The organism is Pseudarthrobacter sp. HLT1-3 (assembly GCF_059383535.1).
The window spans coordinates 1-26,372 of the sequence record NZ_JBWZCJ010000034.1 but is presented as its reverse complement, the minus strand read 5'-3'; the positions used below and the strand labels follow the sequence as shown (position 1 = coordinate 26,372).

Sequence of the window (26,372 nt, the reverse complement as noted above, 5' to 3'; positions counted from 1 at the left end):
TCGCAGCCGGAATCTGGCACAACTGGCTGACCGGAACGCCCCGAAAACGTTCGCTGATCGCATACGACCACTGAATCCAATAGGAATTAATCATCTAGAGTCCGGCACTGGCCGCCTCCCGCGGACGCGCATGTTGCCTGGCGCTACGCAAAAGCGCTGGCGACACCCGAATTCGGGTGTCGCCAGCGCTTTTGCGCGTCGCCAGCCTATCAGCGGGTCGCCGGGCCGTGCCTAGAGTTCGACGCCGAGCAGCGCGTTGATGGCGTCGCTCACCAGGGCGGCGTCCGTCGCGGAGCCCGCGTGGCCATCCGTGAGCGCGGCGTGGGCCCAGTCATCCATGGCTGCGACGGCCCCGGGGGCGTTCAGGTCGTTCGAAAGTTCGGCCCGCAGCCGGGCGATCAGACCCGCGGCTGAGCCGGCGGGGGCCGCCCCGAGGGCGTCCCGCCAGCTGCGGAGGCGGTCCTTGGCCGCGGCGGACCCGGCCTCGGTCCAGGACCAGTCGCTTCGGTAGTGGTGGGCCAGGATGGCGAGCCGGATCGCTGCCGGTTCCTCGCCCGCGGCGCGGAGTTTGGACACCAGGACCAGGTTGCCCCTGGACTTGCTCATCTTCTCGCCGTCGAGCCCCACCATCCCGGCGTGCGCGAAGTGGTGTGCCAGCGGCACACCGGAAAGGGAGTAGGCGTGCCCGGCGCCCATTTCGTGGTGCGGGAAGATCAGGTCCGAGCCGCCGCCCTGCACGGTGAACGGGGCGGGCAGGTACTTTTGGGCGATGACGGTGCATTCGATGTGCCAGCCCGGCCGGCCGTCCCCGAGCCCGCCGCCCGGCCAGCTCGGTTCGCCCGCGCGGGCGACCCGCCAGAGCAGCGGGTCCAGCGCCTGGCGTTTTCCGGCACGGCCCGGGTCGCCGCCGCGCTCGGCGAACAGCTCCAGCATCTCGGCGTCGGCCAGTCCGGAGACTGAGCCGAGGGTCCACGCGTCCGTCGCCTCGGCGGAGTGCTTGCCGGCGGCTTCAACGTCGTAATAGACATCCCCGTCGGGCTCGCCGGCGCCGCCGGCCACCCGGTAGGCCAGTCCCCGCTGCACGAGCAGCTCGATGGCCGGCACGATCAGGGGAATCACTTCCACGGCACCCACATAGTGGTCCGGGGCCAGCACGTTGAGCGCTTCCATGTCCGTCTGGAAGAGCTCGATCTGGCTGGCGGCGAGATCGCGCCAGTCCACGCCGGTCGCCGTCGCGCGCTCCAGCAGGGGGTCGTCGACGTCGGTGACGTTCTGCACGTAGGCGACCTGCTGGCGGCCGTCCCGCCAGGCCCGGTTTAGCAGGTCGAACGCGACGTAACTGGCCGCGTGCCCCATGTGGGTGGCGTCATATGGGGTGATGCCACAGACGTACATCGACTGTTCGCCGGCTGCCCCGAGGGTAACGACGCTGCCTTTGGCGGTGTCGAAGAGGCGGAGGGCAGCCATGCTGCCGGGGAGCTGGGGAACGGGGCGGGAGATCCAAGACTTCACAGCCCAAGCCTAGTGCTAGGCGCTGATGACGTTGAAACCGAGCAGCACGTACAGGGCCAGACCGAGCAGAATCCGGTACCAGACGAAGAGCCGGTAGCTGTGGGTTGAGACGTATTTCAGGAACCAGCCGATGATGATGTAGCCGACCACAAAGGCGACGGCCGTCGCGAGTGCCGTTTCCGGGAGGCTGTAGGGTCCGGTGACGCCGTCCTGGGAGACCACTTTGTAGAGCTGGTACAGGCCGCTGCCGAACACGGCCGGGATCGCCAGCAGGAAGGAATACCGGGCAGCCGCTTCGCGGGTGTAGCCCATCAGCAGCCCGGCAGTGATCGTCCCGCCCGACCGGGAGACGCCGGGAATCAAGGCCATGGCCTGGGCCAGGCCAAAGAAGATGCCGTGCTTGTAGGTCAGTTGGGTCAGGTCGCGCTGCTGCCGTCCGACGGCGTCGGCGACGGCGAGGATCATGCCGAAGACGATCAGCGTGGTGGCCACTATCCAGAGGCTGCGCAGCACGGACTCGATCTGGTCCTGGAAGAGCAGCCCCAGGACGATGATCGGCAGGCTGCCCAGGATGACCAGCCAGCCCATCCGGGCGTCCGGGTGCTGGCGGGAGACTTTGCCGGTCAGGGAGCCTGCCCAGGCTTTGACGATCCGCACGATGTCCCGCCAGAAGTACACAATCACTGCGGTTTCCGTGCCGAGCTGGGTGATCGCGGTGAACGCGGCGCCAGGGTCGGCAGCGTTGGGCAGGAAGGAGCCGACGATCCGCAGATGGGCGCTTGAGGAGATCGGGAGGAATTCTGTCAGTCCCTGCACAAGGCCCAGAAAGGCCGCTTCAAACCAGTTCACGTTTATAGACCCTACGTCATGATGTGGGGCGAATCCCCGTAAGCTTGCTGACATGCAGCAGCGATATGTCGGCAACAGTGGATTGCGTGTGTCCTCCCTTTCCCTCGGCACCATGTCCTGGGCCCGGGAAACGGATGAGCAGGACGCCTCGGCGCTGCTCCGCACCTTCGTGGACGGTGGCGGGACCCTGATCGACACGGCCGCGTCCTACGGCGACGGCCAGGCTGAAGCCATGCTGGGCGGGATGCTGGGTGACGTGGTGGCGCGCTCCGAAGTGGTCATCTCCACAAAAGCCGGACTGACGACGTCGGACGGCCGGCGCAGCGTCGACACCTCCCGGAACGCGATGCTTTCCAGCCTGGACGCGAGCCTGGCCAGGCTCGGCACCGACTACGTCGACCTTTGGTTTGCCCAGGCCTGGGACCCGAACGTCCCGCTGGAGGAAACCCTGTCAGCGCTCGAATTCGCCGTCCGCTCGGGCCGCGCCCGCTACGCGGGCGTCTCCAACTTCAACGGCTGGCAGACGGCGAAGGCCGCCGCGGTAGCAGGGTTCCCGCTGATCGCTAACCAGTCGGAATACTCGCTGCTGCACCGCTCCCCCGAAGCTGAACTGGTTCCTGCCATTGAGGACGCGGGCCTGGGCCTGATGGCTTGGGGTCCGGCAGGGCGCGGGGTGTTGAGCGGCAAGTACCGCGGGCACATTCCTGCGGACTCGCGGGCGGCCCATTCGCGGCTGGCCGGCTACGTGGAGCCGTACCTTGAGGGGGCCGCGTCCAGTGTGGTGGAAGCCGTCGCGATGGCGGCGAAAGGCCTCGGGCGGACCGCACTGGATGTCTCCCTGAGCTGGCTGCTGTCCCAGCACGGAGTCGCGACGGCGATTGTCGGCGCCCGCACGCCCGTACAGCTCAAAGAAATCCTGGATTCAACGCTCGCGCCGCTCCCGCCGCAGATCGCCCAGGCGCTGGAGGATGTTTCCAGCCCCGCCTGAGGTCAGGCCTTTCACGTTTTCCGCCCGCATGAGTTCAGGCCCCCGTCTGAGCGGGTCCTGAGGTGGGTTCGAGCGGACTCAGTCCCGGAGGATTTCGAGGTCTTCCTCGTCGTCGACGTCTTCTTCCTCGTCCTCGTCGCTGTCGTCCTCGATCACCTGCAGCGGAGTGACTTCGCCGTAGGCGTCGTAGAGCGAGTCGTCGTAGACTTCAAAGGCATCAGCAACTGCAAAAAAAGCTGCCTCGACCGCAGGGTCCCCGTCTCCCCGGCGTGCCGACACCGCTGCGAGGTGCTCTTCCAGAGCAGACGTAAGGGCTTGAAGCGCGACACGCGGATCGATGCTCATGACTTCACGTTAGTCGGAAAAGGTAGAAAATGGAGAGCAATGAAGGAACATTTTCTCAGCAGTTCAGTCCGGCGGGAACGGGACTATGTTAGGCAGTACGAGTACCTCGTACTGACCGTCAGTCCTGAGGATTCCCTGCCGGAAGCACGCCGCCGCCTGGTGGAGCACTCCGAGTACGGCAAGTGGGAACTGGAGCGCAGCGTGCTGTATCTGGGTGGCGGCCGGCGCTTCTGGCTTCGCCGCCGGGTCACCCAGGTCCAGCGGACCGTCTAGGGAACCGCGGCCCAGCGGACGGTCTAGCTTGTCTCGAGCGGTCCCAGCCAGGCGTTGGCTACGGTGTTGTGCGCTGATTCGTCGTCCGAGGGGTGGAACATTCCCGCCAGCACATCCCGGTACAGCCGTTCCAGTTCGGACCCGCGGAAGTAGCTTGATCCTCCGGACACCCGGATGGCCAGATCCACGACGGTTCGGGCCGTCTCTGTCGCGCTGACTTTCAGGCCGACCAGCTTCGGGAACCACTGGCCCGCATGATCGGCCAGCGCGTCGACGTCGGCGGTGACGGTCGACAGTTGCGGGTACAGCGCGTCCATGGCCATCGCCGCATCCGCCACCTTCCAGCGGATATCAGGATCCTGGGCGTAGCTTCGTCCGCCGTTCTTGAATGATGTCCGCCGCGTCACGGCCTCCACCGCGAGGGCGAGAGCCCGCTCGCCAATGCCCGTGTACACCGCCGCCAGCAGCGTCTCGAAGCACGCAAAGATGGCGAAGATCAGCGGGTCAGCGTTCGGGCCGACCGGCAGCTTCCGGAAGATCCGCTCCGCGGGCACCACCGCGCCGGCCAGGACCGTGGTGTTCGACTGGCTCGCGCGCATGCCCAGGGTGTCCCAGTCGGCCAGGATCTCATAGCCCGGGGTGTCCCGGGTTAGAAAGCCGTGGACCAGTTGCCCGTCGCCGTTCCCGGCCGAGGCGTCCTTTCCGAAGATGCCCAGCCGGGTCCATGCCGGCGAGAGGCTCGTGAAGATCTTGCGGCCGGTGAAGGCGTAGCCACCCCCGGCCAGCGGGACGGCGGCAGTGCGGGAGTCGAAGAGCACCGAGTCGTTTCCAGCCTCCGAGTTCCCGAACGCAAAGATCTCCCCCTGCCCGGCCTCCCGGAGGACGAAGTCGAGGGAGGAGTCGCCCCGGGCGGCGAGGACATGCGCGACGCCGGTCCAGACCAGGTGCATGTTGATGGCCAGTGCGGTGGCCGGGGCCGCCGTCGCCAACCGCCGCTGCAGCTGCGCCGCCGCCGCGAGACCGAGCCCCAGTCCGCCGTCGGCCGCCGGAACGAAGATTTTCAGGTAGCCGGCGGCGGCCAGCTCCTGCAGATCCTCCTGGAAAAAGGTGTTCTCACGGTCGTAGCCGGCGGCGCGCCCGCGGATCCGTTCCAGCAGGGCGCCGGGGAGGACGTCGTCGGGGCTCATCGGTGGTGCCTTTCGGGCGTCAGTAGTTGGTGAGCAGGGTATCGAGGACCCGTGCGCCGAATTTCAGCGAATCGGTGGGAACCCGTTCGTCCACACCATGGAACATCCCGGTGAAGTCCAGTTCCTCGGGGAGCTGGAGCGGGGCGAAGCCGTAGCCGGTGATGCCCAGCCGGCTCAGCGACTTGTTGTCCGTGCCTCCGGAGAGCGTGTAGGGAAGGACCTTGGCCCCCGGGTCCTCGGCGTGCAGGGCGTCGATCATGGAGTCCACAAGGTTCCCGGCGAACGGAACCTCCAGTGAGACGTCGTTGTGGACATAGCTCACGTCGACGCCTTTGCCGGCGAGTTCCCGGACGGTTTCGAGGACGTGCTGTTCCTGGCCGGGCAGGGTACGGCAGTCGATGAGTGCCTCGGCTGATTCCGGGATCACGTTGTGCTTGTAACCACCCTTGAGCAGCGTGGGGTTGGTGGTGTTCTGCAGGGTCGCGCCGACGAAGCGCGCGACGGTGCCGAGCTCCTTGAGAATCTTCTCCGGATCGTCCGGATCGAACTCCACTCCCGTGAGTTCCGTGACGCCGTCGAGAAACTGGCGGGTGGTGGGGGTCAGTTCGACCGGCCAGCGGTATTCACCGATCCGGGAGACGGCACTTGCCAGCCGGGTGACGGCGTTGTCCGTGTTGATCTGCGAGCCGTGGCCCGCGCGGCCGTGGGCGACGAGGCGGAGCCAGGAGAGACCCTTTTCGGCGGTCTGGAGCAGGTAAGTCCGCTTGCCGCCGATCGTGGCGGAGAATCCTCCGACCTCTGAGATCGCTTCGGTGGCGCCGTCAAAGAGTTCGGGGCGCTTTTCGATCGCGTAGCGGGCGCCGTAAGTACCGCCGGCTTCCTCGTCGGCGAAGAACGCGAAGATCAGGTCCCGCTTGGGCTTACGTCCGGAGCGGGCGAAATCCCGAAGGACGGAGAGGATCATGGCGTCCATGTCCTTCATGTCGACGGCGCCGCGGCCCCAGATCATGCCGTCCTTGAGCTCCGCGCCGAAGGGATCAACCGACCACTGGTCGCGGAGTGCGGGGACCACATCCAGGTGTCCGTGGACGACCAGGGCGCTGGCGGACGGGTCCTCCCCCGCGAGGCGGGTCACCACGCTGGCGCGGCCCGGGGCGGATTCGAAGATTTCGGCGTCCAGCCCCACTTCGGTCATCAGCCCCGCGGTGTATTCGGCGGCTGCCCGCTCCCCCGGGCCGGATCCGTCCCCGTAGTTGGACGTGTCGATCCGGATTAGCTCCTGGCAGATTCTGACGACTTCGTCCTCGGGCCTGATCTCAGTCATGTTTCACTCCTCGTGGGTCGGCTCTCGGGCTGGCTTCAGCCTACCCACATGCCCGATCGGACCCCGATTATTTGTTTCGGGAAACTTCATGCTAGAGTCTTTCTCGCTGCTTCGGAGAAAATCGAAACGCTGAAAGGCGAAAAGGTACACCGAATACCACCTGCGCGGGTGGCGGAATGGCAGACGCGCTAGCTTGAGGTGCTAGTCCTCGAAAGGGGGTGGGGGTTCAAGTCCCCCTCCGCGCACAACAGGAAAAGGCCCTGGAATCCTATGGATTCCGGGGCCTTTTCTCTGTCTCCACCGGCACGGGCCCCGGGTTCATCCACGCGGATGCTGAAAAGCGACACCCCCGGCCCGACCTCCGCATCGTGGTTTTGTGACCTACCTTGAACTTAGGGATTACGAGTGCTCGCGTGCCGGGCGGCTTGGTTTCTCCATGGATGCGACAGCTGTTTCTGCGCCACCCACCCGGGCGTGCCGGAGTCAGGCGTGTTGGCACTGATGGTTTGGGGGAACCAGGTGAAGCGTACGGTCCGGTTAATCCTGGCGACTGTGCTGGTCGCTGCCGCCGTCGCGTTTCTTTTCGTCCGGTCGGCGGAGGACAAGGTCACCGCCGACATGGTCTCCCGCGCGGAGCACTTCGCCGTTCCATCGGATTGGAAGCTGGAGAGAAGCAACGTGCGCAGGGAGATGTTCCTCTGCATCCCAACCAACCCGTGCCCCAGTATCGCCAAGAGCTGGAACACCGGAAGCGAACTCACGGTGGCCGAGCTGAAGTCCCTGAGCTCCAGTGCGGGTTTTGAGATGCGCGTCGAGGGCACCTGCAACAGGCGGCCGAATGTCGGCGGCCCATCGTCGGTATGCAGTTCGCTTGGCACTGATGGTGAGTACGACTACTCGCTGGACGTGACAAGCCCCGGCAAGGAAGCCAAGGCTGACCTGGTCATACTCATCGTTGAACCACACGGCTGATTCCCGAAGGCTCCCAGGGAGCCGCGTCCGACGCCGGCAGCCTGTCGTACGATGCGGCCAACGGCACGGCAGGCCGGTAGCGCCTCTCCCGCCCTGCTGCGATCCTCCTCAGGGTCTTTCCGTAACGGATCAGCCCGGCTGGTCAGAGCCCGCGTTTCTCCCTGGCGAGTCCAAGGCCCATGACGATGAGAACCGGCCCGGCCAGAACCACTGCGGACAGAAGCAGCGCCGCGCCGTAGTAGGGCACCGCCAGACCGATCAGGCCGAGGAGTACGGTGAGACCGGCGAAGCCCAGCGACGTTACGGGGGCCCCGCGGCGGCGTTGGCGCTGATTGGCCAGCAGGATGATGCCCGCGGTGATGCTCCCCAGTGCTGCCACCAGGATGAGGAACGCCATCAAGACGACCCCGCCCTCGTTTTGAAAGCCGGCGATGGACGGCACCAGGAACCAGGTACCGCAGGCGATGCCGACGATTCCTGCCGCGATCCGGAAACCGGACGACGCCGGACGGTTCGGATCCCAGCCCTGGGGCGCCTTGGCGTACATGCCGTAGGGCTGCTGCGGGTAGGCATAGGGAGGTGGCGGCTGCTGGAAGTACGGCTGCCGCGCCTGCTGCGGATAGGGCTGGGCGGCCGGCGGCCGGGGAGCATACTGCGGCGGCCCATAGCTTTCAGGAACCGGGTTCCCCTGGTACCGGGGCGCAGACGGAATCGGCGGAATATTGTCGTTCATGGGTCCCCCAAGGATTAGTGGTTCGCTGCCAGATTACAGCCAGCAAACAAGCGGCGGCCGGCCGGGACGCTAACCGCCCCGTCGCGGTCATTCGCCGAGGTGAAGCTGATGATTCCAGGCCGGCGAACCGGGTGATGACTGCCAGGCCCGGAATGGGCGTGGCCAGGGCCGGCTCGTGCAGGTCCTCGCCCGCATGAAAGCCTAGAAACCGTGCCTCGGCGCCGACCCGGTGTCGGCCCATGTCCAGGCGGCGGCCGGGCGTCCCTTGCCGACAGGCGCAGCCGGCACGGCCGCTTTGACCAGACGAGGGTTCTTGGCGAGGCCCCGGCCCAGGTTGGAGGTGTCGGGTTCGTTCGCGGAGGCGGCGATGGAGAGTTCGCGCATGAGCCGGGCGACGTCCGCGGTGCTGAACTTCTCCCTCAGCAGTGCCCGGGTGAGGGGCTCATTGATCCAGAGGGCGTCCAGGACTGCCTTGGCGGCGGACATAACGATGACGGAGTGGTCGAACGGGAGCTCCGTGTTGCCGGTAAGCGGGCGGTGAACGACGCCTTCGGGCTCGAATTCCGGGTCGATGACGGCGACGTGGGCGATCGACAGCGTTGGCCCGCGGGGGTCGCGGACGGGGTTGTCGAAGGCTCCGGCATTCATCAGGAACAGGACGCCTTCTTCGGAGATGTTGACCTTGCTGGACAGGGCCCGCAGCGCGGCTTCCGCAAGCCGCTCCATGGGGCGCAGGAGTACCCCCGGCAGGGCCGCCTGGCCCGCGTAGGGTTCCAGCTCGCGGACGCCCAGGATAACGCTCCAGTGCCCGTCCCGGAGAACCAGGGGCACGGTGTCAATGGACACTAGTGGCTGGCGCTCGAACGGCGTTAGCTCCCTCTCTGCGCTGGCCAGACGCTTGGCGGTGCTCAGCAGGTCCGGCTTGTCGTTTGCCACGTCAGGCGATGTTGCTGAGGACGGCGCGGACGTCTGCGAAGGACTGGCGACGGATGAATTCGCCGTTGGCCCAGACCGGCTGGAGCAGGGATTCGGCTTCCTGTTCCGGGGTGGCCTTTTCGATCAGTGCGAGCTCGCCGTCGGCGTTGCGGGTCACGGCCAGGCGTCCCGTCGCGGACTTCTTGGTGCCGTTGTCCGTGGCCGGGTCCTTGAGCAGGTTGTGCTCGACGTCGTTGATCTTGGCCCATGTGGCCTTGATGGCGGAGGCGAAGGTGTCCCGGGTGACGTACTGGTAGGAGTAGGAGCCGACGCCGAAGACGACGTTCTCGGAGGCGAAGCCCATGGCCTGCAGGCGGGTCCAGATGTCCTTGGCCCGGTCGACGGTGATCGAGTCGCCGTAGATGAGGCCGATGTGCTTGTCGAGGACCTTGTAGCCTTTGGCGTTGGTGGTGCCGCCGAAGACGTTCCAGAGCAGTTGCACGGCCCCGAAGAATTCCGGGTCCTGCTCCATGGTGCGGAGCTGTGCGGTGACGACGGCACCGGGGCGGGACATCGTGCCGCAAATGATGTCGGCCGGGTCGCCGGAGTCGGGGCGGATGACCAGCTTGCCTTCGCGCTCCATAATCCGGGTCTTAAGGTCCGGGAGGATGACGTTCAGGACCTTGAAGAAGTCGTCGGTGTCGGAGACGACGGAGACGATGCCGGTCCTGTGCTTGTCCAGGATGCGCTCGAAAGTTTCGAGTTCGCTGGATTCGCTGATACCGGCGCACATCACGGAGTGCTCGGTGGCGGGGACGGAGCCGAGGACCAGTCCGTTGTCCGTGCCGGCCTCGGACGGGTAGTAGCGGTTGACCCAGTCGAGGGTGGCCAGGGAGTCGCTGCCGGTGAAGGACAGCAGGTGGCCGGCGCCGCTGGCGGCCGCCGAGCCGGTGCCGGACATGCCCCGGTAGGAGAAGTCGTGGAGCTGCCAGTTCACGGCGGCGCGGTCGACGCCGGTGACGGCGGCGGCTTCGTCCAGGACCGCGCGGTAGCTGTCGGCGATGGTGGCCGTGGTGGACGGGTGCCAGACGGCGGCGGAGAGAACCGTCTCGATGTAGTTGACCAGCCAGAAGAACTCAGGTTCGGTGTTTTCGACCGTGAAGGTCGGCACGCGCAGTGGGACGCGGGTTCCTTCGGGGACGCCGCGGAAGATCAGCGGCAGGTAGCCGATGCGGTGCAGGGCCCGGATGTGATCGGCCTCAATGTCGTTCGGGCCGAGGATCGATTCGAGGACCGCCTCGTATTCGGCGACGGCCGCGTCCTCTTCAGCGGCGAAGAATAGGGCGAACGCCTCGGTGCAGTAGGACTGGAGGAAGGCCTGGAGGCCGAAGTGGACGACCTTCGTGACGCCGTCGATGCGGGAGCCTCGGTTGGTGTAGTTGGCGAGGATGCCGGTGGTTCCGGCCGGGTAGAGTTCGCGGTGGCCGAGCTTGTAGGCGTCGGTCTCGAACAGGGCAGCGGTGACGGACGGGGCGGTGATGCGGGTGGCGGTTGCGGTGCTCATGTTAGTTGCGGCCTTCCAGAAGGTGGTGGATGAGGGGTGAGACGCTGGCCCCGACTGCGGGGTTGGTGGCGCCGGGGTGGGAGTCGGTGGTGAAGATGGTGCCAAAGTGCTCGTTCAGGGCGGCGGCGTTGCCGGAGAAGACCCCGTGGCTGACCCAGAGGTCGAGGCGTTCCTTCGGCAGGCCGGTCGCTGCTGCGAGGCCGCGGAAGGTGCCGCCGCCATCGCAGATGTCGTCGACGACGAGGAACTTGCCGGCCGCCGGGAGGGCTTCGCATTCGAAGCCGGAGAGCTTGCCGGTGGTGAAGTCGCGGTGCTTCTTGGCGTAGTAGACGGGCAGGCCCAGCGCGGCGGCGACTCTTTCGGTGCGGGCGTGGGCTCCCTGGTCCGGGCAGATCACCCCGACGTACTCGCCGAGAGTCTTGCGGAGAACTTTCTGGATGACGGTGTCGGAGTAGACGACGCGCAGGTTGTTCACCAGTGCCGGCATGACCCCCGAGTGCGGGTCGAAGCAGACGACCTCATCGGCGTCCATGGCATTGATCAGATTGGCGTACACCCTGGCGCCGAACGGCACGTTGCGGTCCTGTCGGGCTCCGGGCAGGTATGGGATCAGGGCGGTGACCTTGTGGCCGGCCTGGTGGGCGTAGTCGATCCACATGCCGGCGGTGACGAAGTCATTGGCGTCGGCGCCGGTTAGGTAGAAGTACACAGGGGTTTCGCCGTCCATGACCCTATCGGTCGTGATGTGGCATTCCCCGGCGGGAAAGTGCATTTCGGCGGCCCGGGAGTAGGAGGTCCAGCCCTGCGAAAACTTCGCGAATGTCGTGATCATGTTTCAAGCCTAATCTAATAAGCGTCATTTGACGAATATTAGATGGAACTAATTCTCCCGCAAATTATTCACTTGCTTGCGCATGTGCACGGGGCCGCCCACGCGGTCGGAAGGCGAGGGAGACGATGATCAGCGGGGTTTAGCTGACCTCCGAGTGGCGGGTCAGTGCCCCTGACCTCTTGGTTGGCTCCCGGGTGGAAGGCGACTGCGCCGTGCTTGCGCTGGAGGAAGGGCGGGTGGCCGCCGTCGGTCCAGATGACTGTCCCAGTCGCACCCCCCTTTCACGCCCTGTAATAGCCCGCAATCGTGGCGGCCCCATTTTCGTGTCTGCCCCCGCCGTCCCTGCGGATGACCCTGGAGTTCTCGGAGTGGAGGCACGAAACTACGCCGAACTGCATCAGCGTCCGGCAGAGGCCACCGGGTCTGCGCTCCTTACCGATACCGGACCGGAGGACGGGCCCGCTGCCGTCGTCACCACGGTCGCCACAGTGATGTCCGACGGTCCGCACACTGTCACCACAGCGTGTGTGGGTATCCCCCGAGCCCAGATCTACCTCTCCCAAAACACGGAGGCCGGAACCGGTACGTCAGTGCCCACTTGACCCGCCCTGACCCGACCGGCGCCTGGACCGGGGCGGTCGCCGGAATCGGAATCACCGTTCAGTGAGGCAGACAAGTCCGCGGCCCCATTCGTGCTTCTCGGTCCGACGAGTAGAGTCGGCCCAATATCGAACGGGACTGGGGACCGATGAGACTTGAGGGTTGGCACGTTGGCGTATTTCTGGTGATGCTGGTTGCCGCAGTCATCGTCATTGTGGCCGTGACGCTCATCGTCCTCTGGACAGTGCGTTGGACCCTGCGGAAGACAACGGCAGCGGTTCGGGTCCACGATCACTGTAAGTGCCCGCAACTGACAGGAATGCCGCTCGGCGGCCGCACCGATTCGGGCCGCCATAAAGCACGGCGTATTTTCTCTGCCACCGCCCCCCTGCACCGCGGGGAGTCGCCGACGACCGAACGTGCGCTCCAGGAGCAGCCATGACTCATCACGTTCATTTCCGACGCCGTGGTGCTGTGCTGTTCTTCACCGTGTCCCCGGCGCGGTCGCTGCGCCGGCAACATCCCCGGACGGGCCGCTAATCCTCGGTCTAAACCCCCGCGAATGCACCCGTTACAAAATTCGGTGGCGGGCAACCCCGCGAATCCGACGTTGCGGCAGCCCTCGCGCTGCTACGCAACCTGCTTCGACCAGTCCGCAACGATACCCGTTGGGGTCCCCGGCGCTTGGACCCAGACCGTCGGCGACATTCCACACCAACAGCCTGTGGCGCCAGGGAAACCCCTCCGAGGTTAACGGTAAAGCCTCCACCGTAAAGGCCGACTCCGTCGGGGCCTGGAAGTAGCGGCGATTAAGGAGGTTTCGCTTCAGCTGGGCTAAGGATCCCTCGGCCAACTAAGAGATCCTCGCCGGAACAGTGGTGCCAGCAGGGCGTCCTGCAGCTCGTCGCTGATCCCTTCGGGGACGTCCAAGTCAACGCCCATAGCCAGCAGCGCCCTGCTGAAGAAGTTGCGCGCGGCCGCTGCAAGGGTGATGTCGGCGATCTCACGGTCGCTGAAACCAACGTCGCGCAGTTTCTGCGCTTCGCTCTCGGTCATGGATGCCGCATCAGTGCTGAGCTTCACCGCGTAGTCCATCATCGCCACCTCATGTTGTGGAAGGTCTGCCTGGTGGAAGTCCCGAGCGATGGCACTCAATTGCTTCTCGCTGAAGATCCTGAGCGTCTTTTTCCCGTGAGCCAGCCTGCAATGAGAGGATCCGATGGCCTGGGCCGCTGCCAGCGTGACCAACTCGTAGCGGCGGATGCCCAAGGCGGAGCTGATCGCTTTGGTGAGGGACTCCCAGGCGAGGTACGCCTCCGGGTTCAGGCTCATGGCCTTGGTGTGGCTCGGCACATAGCCGAGCGACCGGCGCTCGGCGTCGTAGATTTCAGCGGTCAGGCCGGAGGCCTCGGCCTCGGGCGTGATTCTCAGGATGGTCATCGAAGGCTCCTCAAATAGGCCGTCCGCGGCCGCAGGACAGATGCCGCCCGGCCGCGGGCTTATGGTGCGGGCGTGCCGCCATCGCTCGGCTCGGTGGCGGTAGGCGAAGCGGAATCGGCGCCCGGCCCGGTGGCTGTAGGCGGGGCTGAATCCTCCGGTGAGGCCGTGCTCGTGGAGCCGGTTGTGCCAGTGGACGGAGGGCTGGAAGCTACGGCGCCGTCGGCCTTCCGAAGCACCTGATTGATCAGGTCTTCGAGTTCCTTTTGGTCCGTGTCGCCCAGGTTGGCGCCGCCCATGGTGGCGACAACCATCAGCCTGCCCTGGGCGGCGGAGACCTGCATCAGCATCCCCTGCGTTCCCTCACCCCGGGTGCTCACTGTTGCGAAGGTCTCCCGGGCTTCCGTGTTCGCCTGCAGCTCCGTGCTGGCGACCTGGTAGGTCCGGCCGAGGACCGCCACGGAGAAATTGGCGCATTGGTCCATCTTGTCGCTGATCTGCCGCAGCACCTCTACGGCGTCCGGGCCCTCCCTTCCCGACTGGGCGGACAGCGTACGCGGCTGGTCACCCTCGGAAATTGCCACGGCCACCGCACCGTTTTCCGCGGTGTCCAGCAGCCCCGCCGTGGCAATGCCCTTGCAGTCCGCGGGGTCCACGGTGGCGGTGCTCATGAGCAGGTTGGCGATGTTCCCGCCCTGGTCCACCTGCTCCTTGGAGTAAAGAGTGAGTTCGTTGCCGTCCGCATCGTTCCTGCCGGAGATCATGTCCCGGAGTTCATCCTCGCTGTAGACCTTGGCTGCAGCGGTTTCTGTGGCGGTGGCCGCCGCCGTTGTAGCGGACGGGCTGGCAGTTCCCCCGCCGCCGGTGCAGCCAGCCAGGGCAACCATCGTTGCCGCCATCAATCCAAGCGCACGATCTTTTCGCATCAGGTTTACCCCTTCGAAATGGGAACCGTACTTAGTGTTCCTAGCGTAGAAGGTTTAATCGGCCGCCGGAATACTCAGATCCCGCACAGAGACCGACCCGAACCGCTGTCGTTTCGGACGCGGGAACCCGACCCGGCAAGCCACCGCATGGTCCCTATCGCACCATGCGGGCGTCGACAATCCCTGGAGCACCAGGATCGGTCTGCTCCGCACCAAAGAAATCGAATCCGTTGCGGCGATAGAACGCCACCGCCCGGAAATTGTTCTTTGCGACCCACAGCATCGCGGGACGATCACCCGCCGTGGCATCACGCAACGCCTGTTCCACTCCGGTGGCATAGCAGGCTGCCGCCACGTAAATGCTGAACAACCGACGATCGCGGGGAAGGTCGTGGCCTTCCGGCCCGAAGCTGGGGCCGGAGAACGCGAAGCCGACGATCCGCCCCCTGCTCTCCGCGATTCGGAGGCTCCAGTCGCTGCGTGGATTCCCGAGGATGTGATTCCACATTTGGTGACGGCTCTGGACGTGCTCCTCGCTGAAGAAGTCCTGAGAGAGCAGATGCGAGTATGCCTCCCGCCAGGTGGCCACGTGAAGTTCAGCGATCTGTGATGCGGCGGGGAGCGCAGGCTGGCGCAGCGTGACGACATGACCACATCCTGCCAGAATCCTCGCCGCGGGCGGGCGGGCGGGCGGGCAGGGCAGCGGCTTGGTGGCGCCGACGTCGTTCGTCACCAGCACAGCCCACGGCCGGATGCCCACGGACATCGTGATCGGCGGGTATTGCAACACCCTAAGCATGCTGATTAAATTCTTGGTACGGACAATAACAACGACTATCGATTGAAAGGAAGTACTGCCATGGGCATTCTCGGATTTCTACTGCTGGGGCTGATCGCAGGAGCCATCGCTAAGGCCATCCTCCCCGGTCATCAAGGTGGCGGCTGGGTGATCACGCTCGTTCTGGGCGTCGTGGGAGCAATACTGGGTGGTTGGATTGGCTCGCTGATTTTCGGCCGAGGCCTCGTGGAGTTCTTTGACCTGGGGACCTGGCTCCTTGCCATCCTCGGCGCCGTCATTGTGCTGCTGATCTACGGAGCCGTGGCCGGACGCCGCAGCAGGGTGTAGGGCGGGCGGCGGCCGCCTCTCATCATCGGCGGTCAGCTGCACGCAAACTCGCGCGACTCCGCAGGGGCCCACAGAGGCAAACCCGGCAAAGGAGAGCGGCATGGAAAACTTCTTCCGCCGCAGTGGCATTGACGTGCCCGAACCCGTCCGGCGTTTCTTCCAGGGTGAGACGGAGACCCGGTTTCGCGGGGTGCGAATCCTGATGCCGTCGAGGCCAGCTACATCGACGGAGTCCTGAAAGTCCGCGTTCAGCTGCCGGAGCAGTCCGGAGCGTTCCCCACGAAAGTCCACGTCAGCCGCGGCGGCCACCAGCCACCGGTTGCGCGCGGGAACGTCGTGACGTGAGAACTTCGTGACCTGAGGTAACGGGAAATACGACGGAGCGGATGCCTGCCCATGACGATCAAGGTCAACAATGCGGCTCTGGGTCACGCCCGGCAGCTCATCAGGGACGCGAAGGTCGTCCGGGATACGCGTGATGACTGGAGCGAACATGCCCCCGACACAGACCAGGAAAATGCGTATATCGACGAGCACGGGTACCCGGAATTCGGGAAGTGGCATCTGGGCATGGACCGCCAGAAGGCGTCCGACACGAAGGGACGCTACAGCTTTCCCTTCGGGGACTTCCGGCGGCTGCACCGCTGCGCGATCCTTGCCATTGAGAGCAGGGCTGCCCAGCACGACCACACCGACATCGCCAAAGCTGCGAAGTCACTGCTCGACGAACTCGACTCGGACTGACCTGGCCGGACAGCCCATCGGACCGAGCCGTTGTTGCGCCAAAATCAAGTCATATCAGCGGGTCATTGTTGGCCTGACCGCAGAGCTGCCGCGAATTGCCGTCCCGGTGTCGGATCGACCCCGAAGAGCTCGGCGTAGCGTTCGTGAATTTCCGCCCAGCGCTCGTGTGCCACCTCTTCGGTGATGTCTTCGCCGTCAAGATTGGGCTCGAGCCGGGAGAGGTAGGTCTCCCAGCCGGTTGCTGTCTGGGCCGCCATTGCGGGGTCGTCGATGACGTGGGTGAACGTGAACCGGCAGCCGTCTCCCTCGGCCTCGAGCTCGAAACTCTGCGGCTGGCCGGCATAGATCCAAGCGAGGCGCTGGTTCGGATCGACCGTCGTAACCTCGAGCGTCGCGCCGTCGACGTCGAATGTCTCCCCCACAACAGGTGTCCAGTTGACAGCTGCCGGAAACCAGCTGCCGAGCTCTGCCGGCACGCTGACAGCCCGCCACACCCGCTCGACCGAATGGGCGAGGATGCGCTCGAAGCGCAGCGCTGGGCGGCCCCCGATCGTTTCCAGGGCTCCGTGGATCATGGGCTCTCCTTCGGTTGTTGTCTCCGGGGCCTCGTCGGTCATGGGTTCTCCTCCAGGGTTCGTTGATGTGAAGGCGCTGGTCGAGGCAGCTGTCCTGATGGCTGCCATATACCGGCAGGTTAGGTCACGATCGGTGATGAGGAGAAGTGGCACGCGGGCCGGTAGCCAAGAGGCACAGTCCACGCCGCACTGCAGGACAGCCCGGCGCTAAGCTGTTGCCGTGACACCGTCTGCAGATCCCGTCGAAGTTTTCGTCCGGACCGGTCCGGCCGAATGGTGGCAGGTTCTTGCCGCCCTGGGTCCTTTCGCCGTGCTGATCGCGGCCGTCATCGGTGCCGTCATCAGCCTGCGCACGCTGCAGCAGCGGGCCGCTGCGGACTCGGCAGCCCTGGCACAGCAGCGGGAAGCTGACAACCGGAGTGAATGGTGGCAACGCACCCAGTGGGCCCTCGACAGCTCGCTCTCCGCTGAACCGCGCCGGGCCGAACTTGGCCTCGGGATCATGGCGGTCCTGGCCGGGAGCGGCCTGGCCAGTCCTGAGGAACTCGAGATCGTCACCGTCGCGTGGCAGGACCCGCTGGAAACCGCGCCGGGGCGGACGACCATTATCCCGCCGTCGGAGGCGGCAGTCAGCGTGGACCGGGCTTCCGCAGGGGACCGGGGTGTTCAAATCGCGGCCGCGAAGCTTCGCCTCGTCACTGACCGGCGCCTCGGCCGGGCCACCCCCGACTGGGTTCGGGAACTCGCCGCCGGAAAGCGTCCCACCCCGTAGAACGTCGGACTGCGGGCCGGGCCGGACAATCAATGCCGGCGGGAGGAATTCCGCACCCTGGGGCCCTGCACAGCCCGCTCCCTGGACAGTCCGCAATCCCGCCAGCTCCGGCGCGTGGACACGAAGTACGGCGAACCCTATTCTGGTCCCCGAGGGGAAGAGTCACCGATCCGCGTCGGAACCGGCAGCACCTGTGGTCTCACAAGTGAATCTAGGAGTACCCCATGCACCGTCCCGCCGCAGCGATCGCGCTGCTCGCCTCCGTCTTGCTATTCACCTCATGCAGTCCCACGCCCGGCGGCCAGGCGGGCGAATCAACGCCAGCCACCACTGGAAGCCCCTCCCCCGCGGGACCGGCCAGCGCCACGCCCACCCCCACTCCCGTGACAACGGACGCCACCCTCGCCCCCCGCCCGGCCCCGGCGGCATTGGAGGCAGCCACCCCGGCGCCCACGGCGGAACTGAACGCGAGCAGGGCCCGGCTTTACTGCCCGAAGGGGGCCCAAGCGGGCTGCCACAGCTACACCGACATGCCCGCCTACCTGGGGCACGTCCTCGCGGTGACAGCCCCGATGTTCGACGAAAAATACGGGGTCGAGAACCGGCCGGCCTCGTTCTTCTTCGTGGCTGCCGGGCTGACCGGCACCACCGCGTGCCTCAAGGATGACGGCACGCCCGAAGACTACAGCGGCCTGGATTACTCGTACTGCACGGAGGACAAGGCCATCTACGCCGGCCAGGACGCCCTGTGGCAGCTCTATAACGGCGTCGGTGGGGCAGCGCCGGCCGTCGGCTACGCCCATGAATGGGGACACCACATCCAGAACATCAAGGCGGTCCCCGCACCCGAGACCGAGGAGGAGAACATGCTCCTCGAGAACCAGGCGGACTGCATTTCCGGCGCCTGGGTGGCCCACGCCGCGCAGGCCGGCTTGGTGGCGTATCCCGCTGACCTGGGCGACCTTAACGCCCTGCTCGCCAGCATCGCACCGCCGGGTGAAGGCGAAACGGGGAGCCCCATCCAGGCCCGGGTGGATGGATTCATGCAGGGCTACACCGGTGGGCTCCCGGCCTGTAATTCGTACTTCCCGGAGACACCCATCTACGCAGGTTGACCCGGCCGCCGCTGGAGGTGCACTAGTCCAGCAGGTCGGCCATGCCCGCGGCCTCCCGGTCGTTATCCGTCAGCGGATCCAGGCCCCAGGCGTCTTCGATCGTGCGCAACAGGGAATAGTGCGTGTAGCGGGTGTCCGAGACGTACCCGTTGCGGGCCGCGGGCCCGGCGAAGACCGTGACAATGTGGTTGGAGGAACCGCTTCCCTCATCGTAGGTGACCACCAGCAGGGAGTTCTTTGAGCTGAACTCCGGTGAAGCGAGGATTTTGGGAACTTCCCGGGACAGCCAGTCGTCGCCCGTCTGCACCGGGCAGTCGTGAGTGTCGCTGCACATGTCCGGGGTGATGAAAACGTAGTCCGGCAGGCCCCGGTCCGTCCTCAAGTCGTCCTCCAGCCGGCTGTACGGCACCACCCGGTCAGCGCACAGGTCCCGGTCGCCGGTCACAGAGGGGTAGTACATAAACGGGTTGTGCTTCACCGCGTAACGGCCGGAATTTTCGGCCTGGCAGGGCTCGGGCATCCCTTCGGCATACATCCGCCAATCCCTCCCGGACTCGGTGATCTCATCGGCAATCGTCCGGACCCTGGCCTGACAGTTGTCCGCCGCCGGGTTGCAGTTGCTCGTGATGCCTGCAGTGGTCCCGCTGGTCAGGGCGAGGTAGTTCGGCAGGCTGGGCCGTGTGATCGCGTGGTAGTTGGCTGCCAGGGCGTAGTCCTTCGCCAGGGAGTTGAGGTAGGGCGCGTCATCGGCCCCCAGGACGCGGCTGGCGGCTTTGTTCTCCATCACGATAATGACGACATGATCGACTGCACCCCGCCGGGCAGGGCCGGACAGGGCCTGGGACGCGGTGGCCGGCGGGGAGGACAGCGCTGTGCTCGTCGGCGCCACCGGCCCGGACGACTGTGTCGTCGACGACGTCGACGTCGGCGGGGTGGGGGCGGGCGCCGGCCCGGGAGCAGTGCACCCGGCCAGGACCAGGGCCAGGAATACCGCCCAACAGAACCTGGCAACGTGCCTCATCGCAACATGCTAGCGGCGGCCGGCACGCCGGGCCATAGACCCGCCTTTCCCCTGCGTCGCAGTTACTCCTGCTGGGGCAAAGCGGACTTTATCGTGCCGACGAGGGAGCGGTAACCCGGATCGTCCTGCAGCGTGTCGAGCAGGACGGGTCCCTGTGGACCCGCCAGCGGAATGCGCCAGTTGGGGTACTGCGTGCTGGTTCCGGGCTGGTTTTGCGTGCGGGTTTCGCCGACCGCATCAACCAGAGCGACCCCCAGCAGCGACGAGGGCGTCAGGGCGGTGAAGGCGTAGAGCGCTTCGACAGTGCCCTGCACACCGTGCGCACCTTGCACATCCCGCTCGGCGCTCGCCTCCCGCCCGGGCAGGAGGCCGCGTTCCTGCAGGAGTCCCAGCACCGCCTGCTGCTCCGCGGCGGCCTGGGCGCGTTCCACTTCCACCGGGCGCTGCAGCAGACCCAGGGATTCGCGGAGCGTCACGTGCTCGCCGGCCAGGTACCCGGCCGTGGGGGGCAGGTCATGGGTGTTGACGCTGGTCAGGCACTGCTGCCGATACCGTTCCGGCGGGATGGGGCCGTCGGCGTCGTGCTCAAACCAGAGGATGGAAGTGCCGAAGATCCCGCGGCCCGCAAGGTACTCCCGCACCCAGGGCTCGAACACACCCAGGTCCTCGCCGATCACGATTGCCCCGGCCCGCTGGGCCTCCAGCGCCAGGATGCCGATCAGCGCCTCATGGTCGTAATAGACGTACGTGCCCTCCCCCGGCCCAGCCCCCTCCGGGATCCACCACAACCGGAACAGGCCCAGAATGTGGTCCACCCGGATCCCGCCGGCATGGCGCAGCACCGTGCGGAGCATGTCCCGGTAGGCGGCGTAACCGGACTCGGCGAGCCGGCCCGGATGCCAGGGTGGTTGGGTCCAGTCCTGTCCCTGCTGGTTGAACATGTCCGGCGGCGCGCCGACGGTGACTCCCCGGGCCAGCACTCCGGAAAGTGACCAGTCGTCCGCTCCCCCAAGTTTTACGCCCACCGCAAGATCGTGGATGACACCGATTTCCATGCCCGCCCGCCGGGCCGAGCGCTGGCCGGCTTCAAGCTGCTGGTCGCAGAGCCACTGCAGCCAGCGGTGGAAATCGATCCGGCCGGCCAGCACGGCGCGTTGCTCCGTGCAGTAGGCGGTGTCCGGGGCAGCCGCAGCCCCGGACCACTCGGGGGCCTGCGGGTCCAGCTTCTCGGCGAGCGCGCACCAGAGGGCGAAGTCGTCGAGGCCCTTCCCCTGTTCGGCACAGAAGTCCGCGAAGGCGTGCGCCCGGGCGGGGTCGCGCGGGACCTCGAAGATTAGCTCAAGGGCGGTCAGTTTGGCCCCGTAACTGGTGTTCCGGTCCAGCAGGGCGGTGGAGGCGTTCACCGCGTGCTGCTGGCTGGCCAGCCGCTCCACTTCGGCCCGTCCCGCCGGGTCAAGGTAGCCGTACTCCGGGATCTCCTCCACGCGGAGGTAGAGCGGGTGGAAAAACCGCCTGGTCGTGGGCAGGTAGGGCGAGTCCTCGACCGGCGGCCGGGGCTCCGCGCCGTGTAGCGGGTTGACCAGCAGGAAACCGGCGCCGTCCTGCCCCGAGATCGTCGCGAGGTCCGCGAGGTCGGCGAAGTCACCGATCCCCCAGGACCGGGAGGACCTCACGGAATAGAGTTGGGCCGTCAGCCCCCAGTTACGCCGCCCGGCGAGCGACTCGGTGGTGCGGAGCCTCTGCGGTGTGACCACGAGCGAGCAGTGGGCGGCCCTGCCTTCGTTATCTGCCAGCAGGGTGTGCCAGCCCAGGGGCAGCGTGTCCGGGACGGCGAAGGTCGCACGGCCGGTGAGGACGCCGTCGACGTCGACCGGCGCGTCCCAGTTCTCCCGCTGCGTCGCCTCGTACCGGCTGCCATCCTCGGCGATGATCCAGACGCTGACCGCACTTCCGTGCGGCACATGCACATTGATATGGAGCTCCTGCCCCTCACGGGCAACGGCGACCGGAGGCAGCAGCCGCCGCCACGGTGCCAGCCGGGCTTCCGTCAGGGACCGTACCATCCCATCCGTATCCCCGGCCGGTACGCCCAGCGAGGCGAGGACGCCTCGAAGTGTGCTGTCCGGGACGGAACGTTCGACGCCGTCCCAGCCCCAGTAGGAGGTCCCCACGCCGTGGGCTGCCGCGAGTTCGCGCAGCAATGCGGCTGCGCCCGGTTCATTGTTTTGGATCATCCCATCGGCCATGGGGCAACTCTAGACGCTGTCCCCATGCCCCGTGCCGGGGTGATGGACGCGGGTTTCGCCGACCAGTTCGTGCAGGCCCTCCACTGCGCGGGCGAGGGACAGTTCGGGGGACGCAACGATGAACGGCATCAGCAGCCGGTTCTCCTTGTCAAGGTGCAGGGCGAAGATGTTCCGGATGGAGCCGGCAGCCACGGCTGCGGCCACCCCGGCCGCTCCGCGCAGTTCCTCGACCAGGCCGACGATCACCTGGTGCTCGGCCAGCATCCCCTCCACGAGCAGCCTGCCCTGCGGCATGGTCCGCGGCCCGCCGTAGAGCGGACCTTCCTCGGCCAGGGCATGCGGGACGAGATCGTTCTCACACCACTCCACCAGCACCTCATGGGCGTCGTGTTCCGCCACCGTGTTCCCGGACTGGACGGCGTGGCTGAGCGTCGCCACCAGCGCGCTGAGCCGCTTGAGCATGTCTGTGTGGTGCTGCTCCACCGCCGCCAGGGCCCGGGCTTCCTCGTCGGGGTCTTTGGTCACGGTGTTGGCCGCTGGCTGGTCCATGGCGTCTCCTGAGCTGTGTTGATGGGCTTGCTCTCTTCCTCACTTTACGGCGGCGGCTCCCCCGGGCCCCGGGCCTTTGGGCCCCTCGGTTCCGGTTACCCCCGCTCTGGCTGGCCGCCGGCTGCTCTCGCCCGGCTGTTGTCGCCGACGGTGTCGCCCGCGCTGTCGCCGGCGGATTTAGACGCGGCCCCAGCGTCCGCGCTAGCCTTGCAGCCTATGGTCGACATCGAACGGTTCCGGATTCTCCTCCACGAGGAGCGCCGCCGGAAAATTGCCCTCCTTCCCGCACTTCGCCGGGACATCAGCTCCGTGAACGCCGCCCGGCAGGACTCCAACGTCGACGACGAACACGACCCCGAGGGCGCGACGATTGCATTTGAGCTCTCCCAGGCCTCGGCCCTGCTGGAGCAGGGCCGCCGGGGCCTCGCGCAGATCGAGGCTGCCCTGGCCCGGATCGATGCCGGCACCTACGGCAGCTGCGAAGTCTGCGGGGAAGAGATTTCGGCGGGCCGGCTGGAGGCGAGGCCCTGGACACCGTATTGCATCCGGCACAGTGCAGGACCGGCGGGCACCGCGGGACACCGGCCGCGAACGACAGCATGACCGATGTTGCCGAAACCTGGTGGGCCCGGACCGTCGCGGGATTCACACAGTCCCCCGTCCCGCACGTCACCGGCACCGAACTTGCGCTGGTGATCCTGATCGCCGTCGCGCTCTCCCTGCCGCGGGCGACCTGGCGGTACTTCGGGCTGCTGGCCACGGTAACCCACGAACTCGGCCACGCCTTCGCCGCGCTGATGACCGGGCAGCGCCTCGGCGGCATCCGCCTGGGCCTGGACCACTCGGGCACCACCACCACCTATAGCCGGCGTCCGCTGGCCGCCGTCTGGTCAACCTTCTGGGGCTACCCGGTGCCCGCCGTCGTGGGCGCCGCGATGGTCTGGAGCGGCTTCAGCGGCTGGGGACCGGCGGCGATGTCGGTCGGTACCCTCATCCTGCTGGCCTCCTTCCTGTTCATCCGCAACGGCATCGGCCTGCTGATCACCGCGGGCGCGGTGCTGGCCGCGGTCCTGCTGGTGCTGTTCGTGCCGCCGGAATTCAACGGCCATGTCATGATCGTGCTCGGCGTGGCCCTGCTGGTCGCCGCCGTCCGGGACTTGGGCAAGCTGGTCAACGTACACCTGCGGCGCCGGGACCGGCTGGCGACGTCGGATGCCTTCCTGCTCGCACGGGCCTCCCGGATCCCCGCAGCCGTGTGGATCGTGCTCTTCGCGGCCGTCGTTGGTGCCGCCTGGTGGTTCGCCTGGCAGCCCATGCAACAGGTGTTCGCTTCCTGGCCGGGCGCACCGCTTGCCTCTATGACACCGCCATAACATCGCCAAAGAGTTCCGGGCATAGGCTGGGACCATGAGCCAAACACACACGGACGACCCCGGATTCAGCACAAAGGGTTCCTACGTCACCGGCGGGGAGGAGTTCACCCGGGACACCAACTACATCGAGGACCGGATCACCCGCTACGGCGCCCCCGGCCGGAATGGTGAGCCCGGCTGGCCCGTCGAGCCGGGACGCTACCGGCTGATCGCGGCCCGCGCCTGCCCGTGGGCCAACCGGACCGTGATCGTGCGCCGGCTTCTGGGCCTCGAGGACGTCATCTCCCTCGGCCAGCCGGGCCCCACGCATGATGCGCGCTCCTGGACCTTCGACCTGGATCCCGGCGGCAAGGACCCGGTGCTCGGGATGGAACGGATCCAGGAAGCGTACTTCCGGCGGTTCCCTGACTATCCCCGCGGCATCACCGTCCCGGCCGTGGTCGACACAGACAGCGGCCAGGTGGTGACCAACAACTTCCCGCAGATCACCCTGGACTTCTCCACCGAGTGGACCGAATACCATCGTCCCGGTGCGCCCGAACTGTATCCGGAGGCCTTGCGCGCGGAGATCGACACGGTCAACAAGAGGGTCTTCACCGAGGTGAACAACGGTGTCTACCGCTGCGGCTTCGCCGGCTCCCAGGAGGCCTACGACGCCGCCTACGACCGGTTCTGGACCGCCCTGGACTGGCTGGAGGAGCGCCTCACCGGCCAGCGCTACCTCGTGGGTGACACGATCACCGAGGCCGACGTCCGCCTTTTCACCACGCTGGTCCGGTTCGACGCCGTCTACCACGGACACTTCAAGTGCAACCGGCAGAAACTCAGCGAGATGCCCGCCCTGTGGGCCTACGCCCGCGATCTGTTCCAGACCCCCGGCTTCGGCGACACCATCGACTTTGTGCAGATCAAGCAGCACTACTACATCGTCCACGAGGACATCAACCCCACCGGAATCGTTCCGGCCGGGCCGGAGCTGGGCAACTGGCTGGCCCCGCACGGCCGTGAATCCCTCGGCGGACGGCCCTTCGGCCACGGCACACCTCCCGGACCGGTCCGGGCCGGGGAAGAAGTCGCCCCGGGGCACGGGGCGGGCTGACCCCACCGCGCCCGGCGCGGGTTCGTCCACTTGTCGCAGCAACCTCCCCAGCCTAGGGTGGGCCGGGATGACTACAACTGACGAGGCAACGCACACCGGAGGAGGCCCCTCACTGCCCCGCCGGGTCTGGCGGATCGTGACCGGGAATGTGTCCGCGGCCCTGCTGTGGCCGCGGCTGCAGCTGGCCTTGAAGGCCGGACTCGCCGCGGGCATCGCGTTCGCCGTCGCCCCGTTCATGCCCGGCTCCGCGGCCGACTACCCCTATTACGCTCCGCTCGGCGCCCTGGTGGCGATGTACGAGAACATCGCAGGCTCTGTACGCCAGGGGGTGCAGACGCTCGTGGGGCTGGCGATCGGGGTGGGTCTGGCGTTTGTGCTGTTCATCCTCGGCAGCCCGACGCCGGTAACGGTCGGCATCGTGATGGGTTTCGGCGTGATCCTGGCCGGACTCCCCAAGATCGGCGCAGGCCGGGACTGGATTCCGACTGCGGCGCTCCTCGTTCTGCTGGTCGGCGGCCACAATCCGGACCAGTTCTCCTTCGGCTACCTCCTGCAAATGGGCGTCGGCGTTTCGGTAGGCATCCTCGTAAACCTGCTGGTCTTCCCGCCGCTGCACTTCCGTGCCGCCGAACTCAGCATCGCGGAACTGCGCCTGGCACTTGCCCAGCAGCTCTGGGACATGGCCAAGGCGCTGAAGGAGAGCTGGCCGCCACAGCACGAGGACTGGTCCAAGCGCTCTGATGCGCTCGAAACCTCCGCCCGCTCCGTCCGGCTGGCCGTGGAGAAGGCGGACGCCAGCCGGCGCGCGAACCCCCGGCGCCGGCTGCACCCGCGGGACATCGAGCTGGACTACCGCAACCTGCGGGACCTGGAGCGTGTGACCTTCCACGTCCAGGACGTGACCCAGGTGCTCGCGGATGTCATCTGGGCCAAGGACACGCCCTTTGTGGTGCCGGATGAATACACGGCGCCACTGGCCGATGCCATGGCCACCGTGGGCAATGTCCTGCGCTCGGTCGAGGAGGAGGACCCTGAACAGCAGTTGGAGCGGATCGACGCCGCCGACTCTGCGGTCAAGGCGCTGACGTCGCGCGTCGGTTCCGAGGCAACGGCAACCGACGCCCCCAGCGCCGGCGAATCGATCCTGATGAGCCTGCACCGGATGCTGCGCGTGGTGAAGGCCTCCGCGGCCGGCCGCTGATATGTAGGTCGGGTTGTCAAGAGGCAGAGGTGAGCGGCTCCTGGGTTTGTGGTTCCGGGGGCCGCTCATCGTGTGCCGGGCCGGTTGTGGTGTG

28 protein-coding genes and 1 tRNA gene are annotated in these 26,372 nt (G+C 66.7%); 13 read left to right on the top strand and 16 right to left on the bottom strand.

The features are described from left to right. Positions 1 to 231: 231 nt before the first annotated feature. On the bottom strand, positions 232 to 1,512 hold the full coding sequence (gene mshC, locus AC50X9_RS19770; protein WP_494896487.1) for a cysteine--1-D-myo-inosityl 2-amino-2-deoxy-alpha-D-glucopyranoside ligase: 1,281 nt from the start codon (positions 1,510 to 1,512) through the stop codon (positions 232 to 234). Positions 1,513 to 1,527: 15 nt separating this feature from the next. Further along, entirely contained in the window at positions 1,528 to 2,361 is an 834-nt protein-coding gene (locus AC50X9_RS19765; RefSeq protein WP_494896485.1) for an undecaprenyl-diphosphate phosphatase, read from the bottom strand. A 52-nt stretch (positions 2,362 to 2,413) separates the two neighbouring features. Here AC50X9_RS19765 and AC50X9_RS19760 point away from each other — a divergent pair, with 52 nt between their 5' ends. Then, positions 2,414 to 3,349, top strand: coding sequence for an aldo/keto reductase (locus tag AC50X9_RS19760; RefSeq protein ID WP_494896483.1), 936 nt, complete (start codon positions 2,414 to 2,416; stop codon positions 3,347 to 3,349). Between the two features lie 78 nt (positions 3,350 to 3,427). Here AC50X9_RS19760 and AC50X9_RS19755 read toward each other — a convergent pair whose 3' ends face one another. Continuing rightward, entirely contained in the window at positions 3,428 to 3,694 is a 267-nt protein-coding gene (locus AC50X9_RS19755; RefSeq protein ID WP_494896481.1) for a hypothetical protein, read from the bottom strand. A gap of 39 nt (positions 3,695 to 3,733) precedes the next feature. On the opposite strand from AC50X9_RS19755, the gene AC50X9_RS19750 reads away from it, so the two are divergent. Continuing rightward, positions 3,734 to 3,967 (top strand): DUF5703 family protein, encoded by a 234-nt coding sequence (locus AC50X9_RS19750; protein ID WP_024366712.1) that lies wholly within the window; start codon positions 3,734 to 3,736, stop codon positions 3,965 to 3,967. Between the two features lie 23 nt (positions 3,968 to 3,990). On the opposite strand, the gene AC50X9_RS19745 is transcribed toward AC50X9_RS19750, so the two are convergent. Both AC50X9_RS19745 and AC50X9_RS19740 read right to left on the bottom strand, forming a co-directional pair. After that, complete coding sequence (locus AC50X9_RS19745; protein WP_494896479.1) at positions 3,991 to 5,154, bottom strand: acyl-CoA dehydrogenase family protein; 1,164 nt, start codon at positions 5,152 to 5,154, stop codon at positions 3,991 to 3,993. A 19-nt stretch (positions 5,155 to 5,173) separates the two neighbouring features. Further along, the gene (locus AC50X9_RS19740) at positions 5,174 to 6,478 is read right to left on the bottom strand and encodes a M20/M25/M40 family metallo-hydrolase (RefSeq protein WP_494896477.1); all 1,305 of its coding nucleotides are present in this window, start codon (positions 6,476 to 6,478) and stop codon (positions 5,174 to 5,176) included. 162 nt (positions 6,479 to 6,640) lie between these two features. Between AC50X9_RS19740 and AC50X9_RS19735 the strand changes: the two genes are divergently transcribed. Next, positions 6,641 to 6,723: transfer RNA gene (locus AC50X9_RS19735), tRNA-Leu, on the top strand. Between the two features lie 244 nt (positions 6,724 to 6,967). Further along, complete coding sequence (locus AC50X9_RS19730) at positions 6,968 to 7,450, top strand: hypothetical protein (protein ID WP_494896475.1); 483 nt, start codon at positions 6,968 to 6,970, stop codon at positions 7,448 to 7,450. A 142-nt stretch (positions 7,451 to 7,592) separates the two neighbouring features. Here AC50X9_RS19730 and AC50X9_RS19725 read toward each other — a convergent pair whose 3' ends face one another. The 4 genes from AC50X9_RS19725 to AC50X9_RS19710 all read right to left on the bottom strand — a co-directional run bounded on the left by AC50X9_RS19725 (position 7,593) and on the right by AC50X9_RS19710 (position 11,494). Then, a complete protein-coding gene (locus AC50X9_RS19725; protein ID WP_494896473.1) occupies positions 7,593 to 8,183 on the bottom strand; it encodes a hypothetical protein in 591 nt (196 codons plus the stop codon). 201 nt (positions 8,184 to 8,384) lie between these two features. Next, entirely contained in the window at positions 8,385 to 9,119 is a 735-nt protein-coding gene (locus AC50X9_RS19720; protein ID WP_494896471.1) for an NUDIX hydrolase, read from the bottom strand. Position 9,120: 1 nt separating this feature from the next. Then, positions 9,121 to 10,662 carry a nicotinate phosphoribosyltransferase gene (locus AC50X9_RS19715; RefSeq protein ID WP_494896469.1) on the bottom strand — a complete coding sequence of 514 codons (1,542 nt, stop codon included), beginning with the start codon at positions 10,660 to 10,662 and terminating at the stop codon, positions 9,121 to 9,123. Position 10,663: 1 nt separating this feature from the next. After that, positions 10,664 to 11,494: a ribose-phosphate diphosphokinase gene (locus tag AC50X9_RS19710; RefSeq protein ID WP_494896467.1), complete on the bottom strand. Its 831-nt coding sequence runs from the start codon at positions 11,492 to 11,494 to the stop codon at positions 10,664 to 10,666. Positions 11,495 to 11,862: 368 nt separating this feature from the next. On the opposite strand from AC50X9_RS19710, the gene AC50X9_RS19705 reads away from it, so the two are divergent. Next, positions 11,863 to 12,096, top strand: coding sequence for a hypothetical protein (locus tag AC50X9_RS19705; RefSeq protein WP_494896465.1), 234 nt, complete (start codon positions 11,863 to 11,865; stop codon positions 12,094 to 12,096). Positions 12,097 to 12,928: 832 nt separating this feature from the next. Here the strand turns inward: AC50X9_RS19705 and AC50X9_RS19700 are convergent. The 3 genes from AC50X9_RS19700 to AC50X9_RS19690 form a co-directional block, all read right to left on the bottom strand. Beyond that, the gene (locus AC50X9_RS19700) at positions 12,929 to 13,534 is read right to left on the bottom strand and encodes a carboxymuconolactone decarboxylase family protein (RefSeq protein ID WP_494896464.1); all 606 of its coding nucleotides are present in this window, start codon (positions 13,532 to 13,534) and stop codon (positions 12,929 to 12,931) included. Positions 13,535 to 13,593: 59 nt separating this feature from the next. After that, complete coding sequence (locus tag AC50X9_RS19695) at positions 13,594 to 14,430, bottom strand: hypothetical protein (protein WP_494896462.1); 837 nt, start codon at positions 14,428 to 14,430, stop codon at positions 13,594 to 13,596. A gap of 181 nt (positions 14,431 to 14,611) precedes the next feature. Continuing rightward, on the bottom strand, positions 14,612 to 15,190 hold the full coding sequence (locus AC50X9_RS19690; RefSeq protein ID WP_494896460.1) for a GNAT family N-acetyltransferase: 579 nt from the start codon (positions 15,188 to 15,190) through the stop codon (positions 14,612 to 14,614). Between the two features lie 126 nt (positions 15,191 to 15,316). Between AC50X9_RS19690 and AC50X9_RS19685 the strand changes: the two genes are divergently transcribed. Together AC50X9_RS19685 and AC50X9_RS19680 are read left to right on the top strand one after the other, a co-directional pair. Continuing rightward, positions 15,317 to 15,583: a GlsB/YeaQ/YmgE family stress response membrane protein gene (locus tag AC50X9_RS19685; protein WP_494896458.1), complete on the top strand. Its 267-nt coding sequence runs from the start codon at positions 15,317 to 15,319 to the stop codon at positions 15,581 to 15,583. Positions 15,584 to 15,979: 396 nt separating this feature from the next. After that, positions 15,980 to 16,327, top strand: a complete 348-nt coding sequence (locus AC50X9_RS19680; RefSeq protein ID WP_494896456.1) for a hypothetical protein — start codon at positions 15,980 to 15,982, stop codon at positions 16,325 to 16,327. A gap of 62 nt (positions 16,328 to 16,389) precedes the next feature. Here the strand turns inward: AC50X9_RS19680 and AC50X9_RS19675 are convergent, their stop codons facing one another. Continuing rightward, positions 16,390 to 16,944: an SRPBCC domain-containing protein gene (locus tag AC50X9_RS19675; RefSeq protein ID WP_494896454.1), complete on the bottom strand. Its 555-nt coding sequence runs from the start codon at positions 16,942 to 16,944 to the stop codon at positions 16,390 to 16,392. 178 nt (positions 16,945 to 17,122) lie between these two features. Here AC50X9_RS19675 and AC50X9_RS19670 point away from each other — a divergent pair, with 178 nt between their 5' ends. Both AC50X9_RS19670 and AC50X9_RS19665 read left to right on the top strand, forming a co-directional pair. Then, a complete protein-coding gene (locus AC50X9_RS19670) occupies positions 17,123 to 17,674 on the top strand; it encodes a hypothetical protein (RefSeq protein ID WP_494896452.1) in 552 nt (183 codons plus the stop codon). A gap of 224 nt (positions 17,675 to 17,898) precedes the next feature. Beyond that, positions 17,899 to 18,789 (top strand): neutral zinc metallopeptidase, encoded by an 891-nt coding sequence (locus AC50X9_RS19665; protein WP_494896450.1) that lies wholly within the window; start codon positions 17,899 to 17,901, stop codon positions 18,787 to 18,789. Between the two features lie 22 nt (positions 18,790 to 18,811). Here AC50X9_RS19665 and AC50X9_RS19660 read toward each other — a convergent pair whose 3' ends face one another. From AC50X9_RS19660 to AC50X9_RS19650, 3 genes are all read right to left on the bottom strand, one after another. Next, complete coding sequence (locus AC50X9_RS19660) at positions 18,812 to 19,810, bottom strand: alkaline phosphatase family protein (protein ID WP_494896448.1); 999 nt, start codon at positions 19,808 to 19,810, stop codon at positions 18,812 to 18,814. A 62-nt stretch (positions 19,811 to 19,872) separates the two neighbouring features. Continuing rightward, positions 19,873 to 22,056, bottom strand: a complete 2,184-nt coding sequence (gene malQ / locus AC50X9_RS19655) for a 4-alpha-glucanotransferase (protein WP_494896446.1) — start codon at positions 22,054 to 22,056, stop codon at positions 19,873 to 19,875. 9 nt (positions 22,057 to 22,065) lie between these two features. Beyond that, a complete protein-coding gene (locus tag AC50X9_RS19650) occupies positions 22,066 to 22,605 on the bottom strand; it encodes a hemerythrin domain-containing protein (protein WP_494896444.1) in 540 nt (179 codons plus the stop codon). Positions 22,606 to 22,821: 216 nt separating this feature from the next. Between AC50X9_RS19650 and AC50X9_RS19645 the strand changes: the two genes are divergently transcribed. From AC50X9_RS19645 to AC50X9_RS19630, 4 genes are all read left to right on the top strand, one after another. Beyond that, positions 22,822 to 23,208: a TraR/DksA family transcriptional regulator gene (locus AC50X9_RS19645; RefSeq protein WP_494896442.1), complete on the top strand. Its 387-nt coding sequence runs from the start codon at positions 22,822 to 22,824 to the stop codon at positions 23,206 to 23,208. Next, on the top strand, positions 23,205 to 23,978 hold the full coding sequence (locus tag AC50X9_RS19640; RefSeq protein ID WP_494896440.1) for a M50 family metallopeptidase: 774 nt from the start codon (positions 23,205 to 23,207) through the stop codon (positions 23,976 to 23,978). The genes AC50X9_RS19645 and AC50X9_RS19640 overlap by 4 nt, the downstream gene beginning before the upstream one ends. A 34-nt stretch (positions 23,979 to 24,012) precedes the next feature. After that, complete coding sequence (locus AC50X9_RS19635) at positions 24,013 to 25,077, top strand: glutathione S-transferase family protein (protein WP_494896435.1); 1,065 nt, start codon at positions 24,013 to 24,015, stop codon at positions 25,075 to 25,077. Positions 25,078 to 25,144: 67 nt separating this feature from the next. Beyond that, positions 25,145 to 26,278 carry an FUSC family protein gene (locus AC50X9_RS19630; protein ID WP_494896431.1) on the top strand — a complete coding sequence of 378 codons (1,134 nt, stop codon included), beginning with the start codon at positions 25,145 to 25,147 and terminating at the stop codon, positions 26,276 to 26,278. Positions 26,279 to 26,372: the final 94 nt, after the last annotated feature.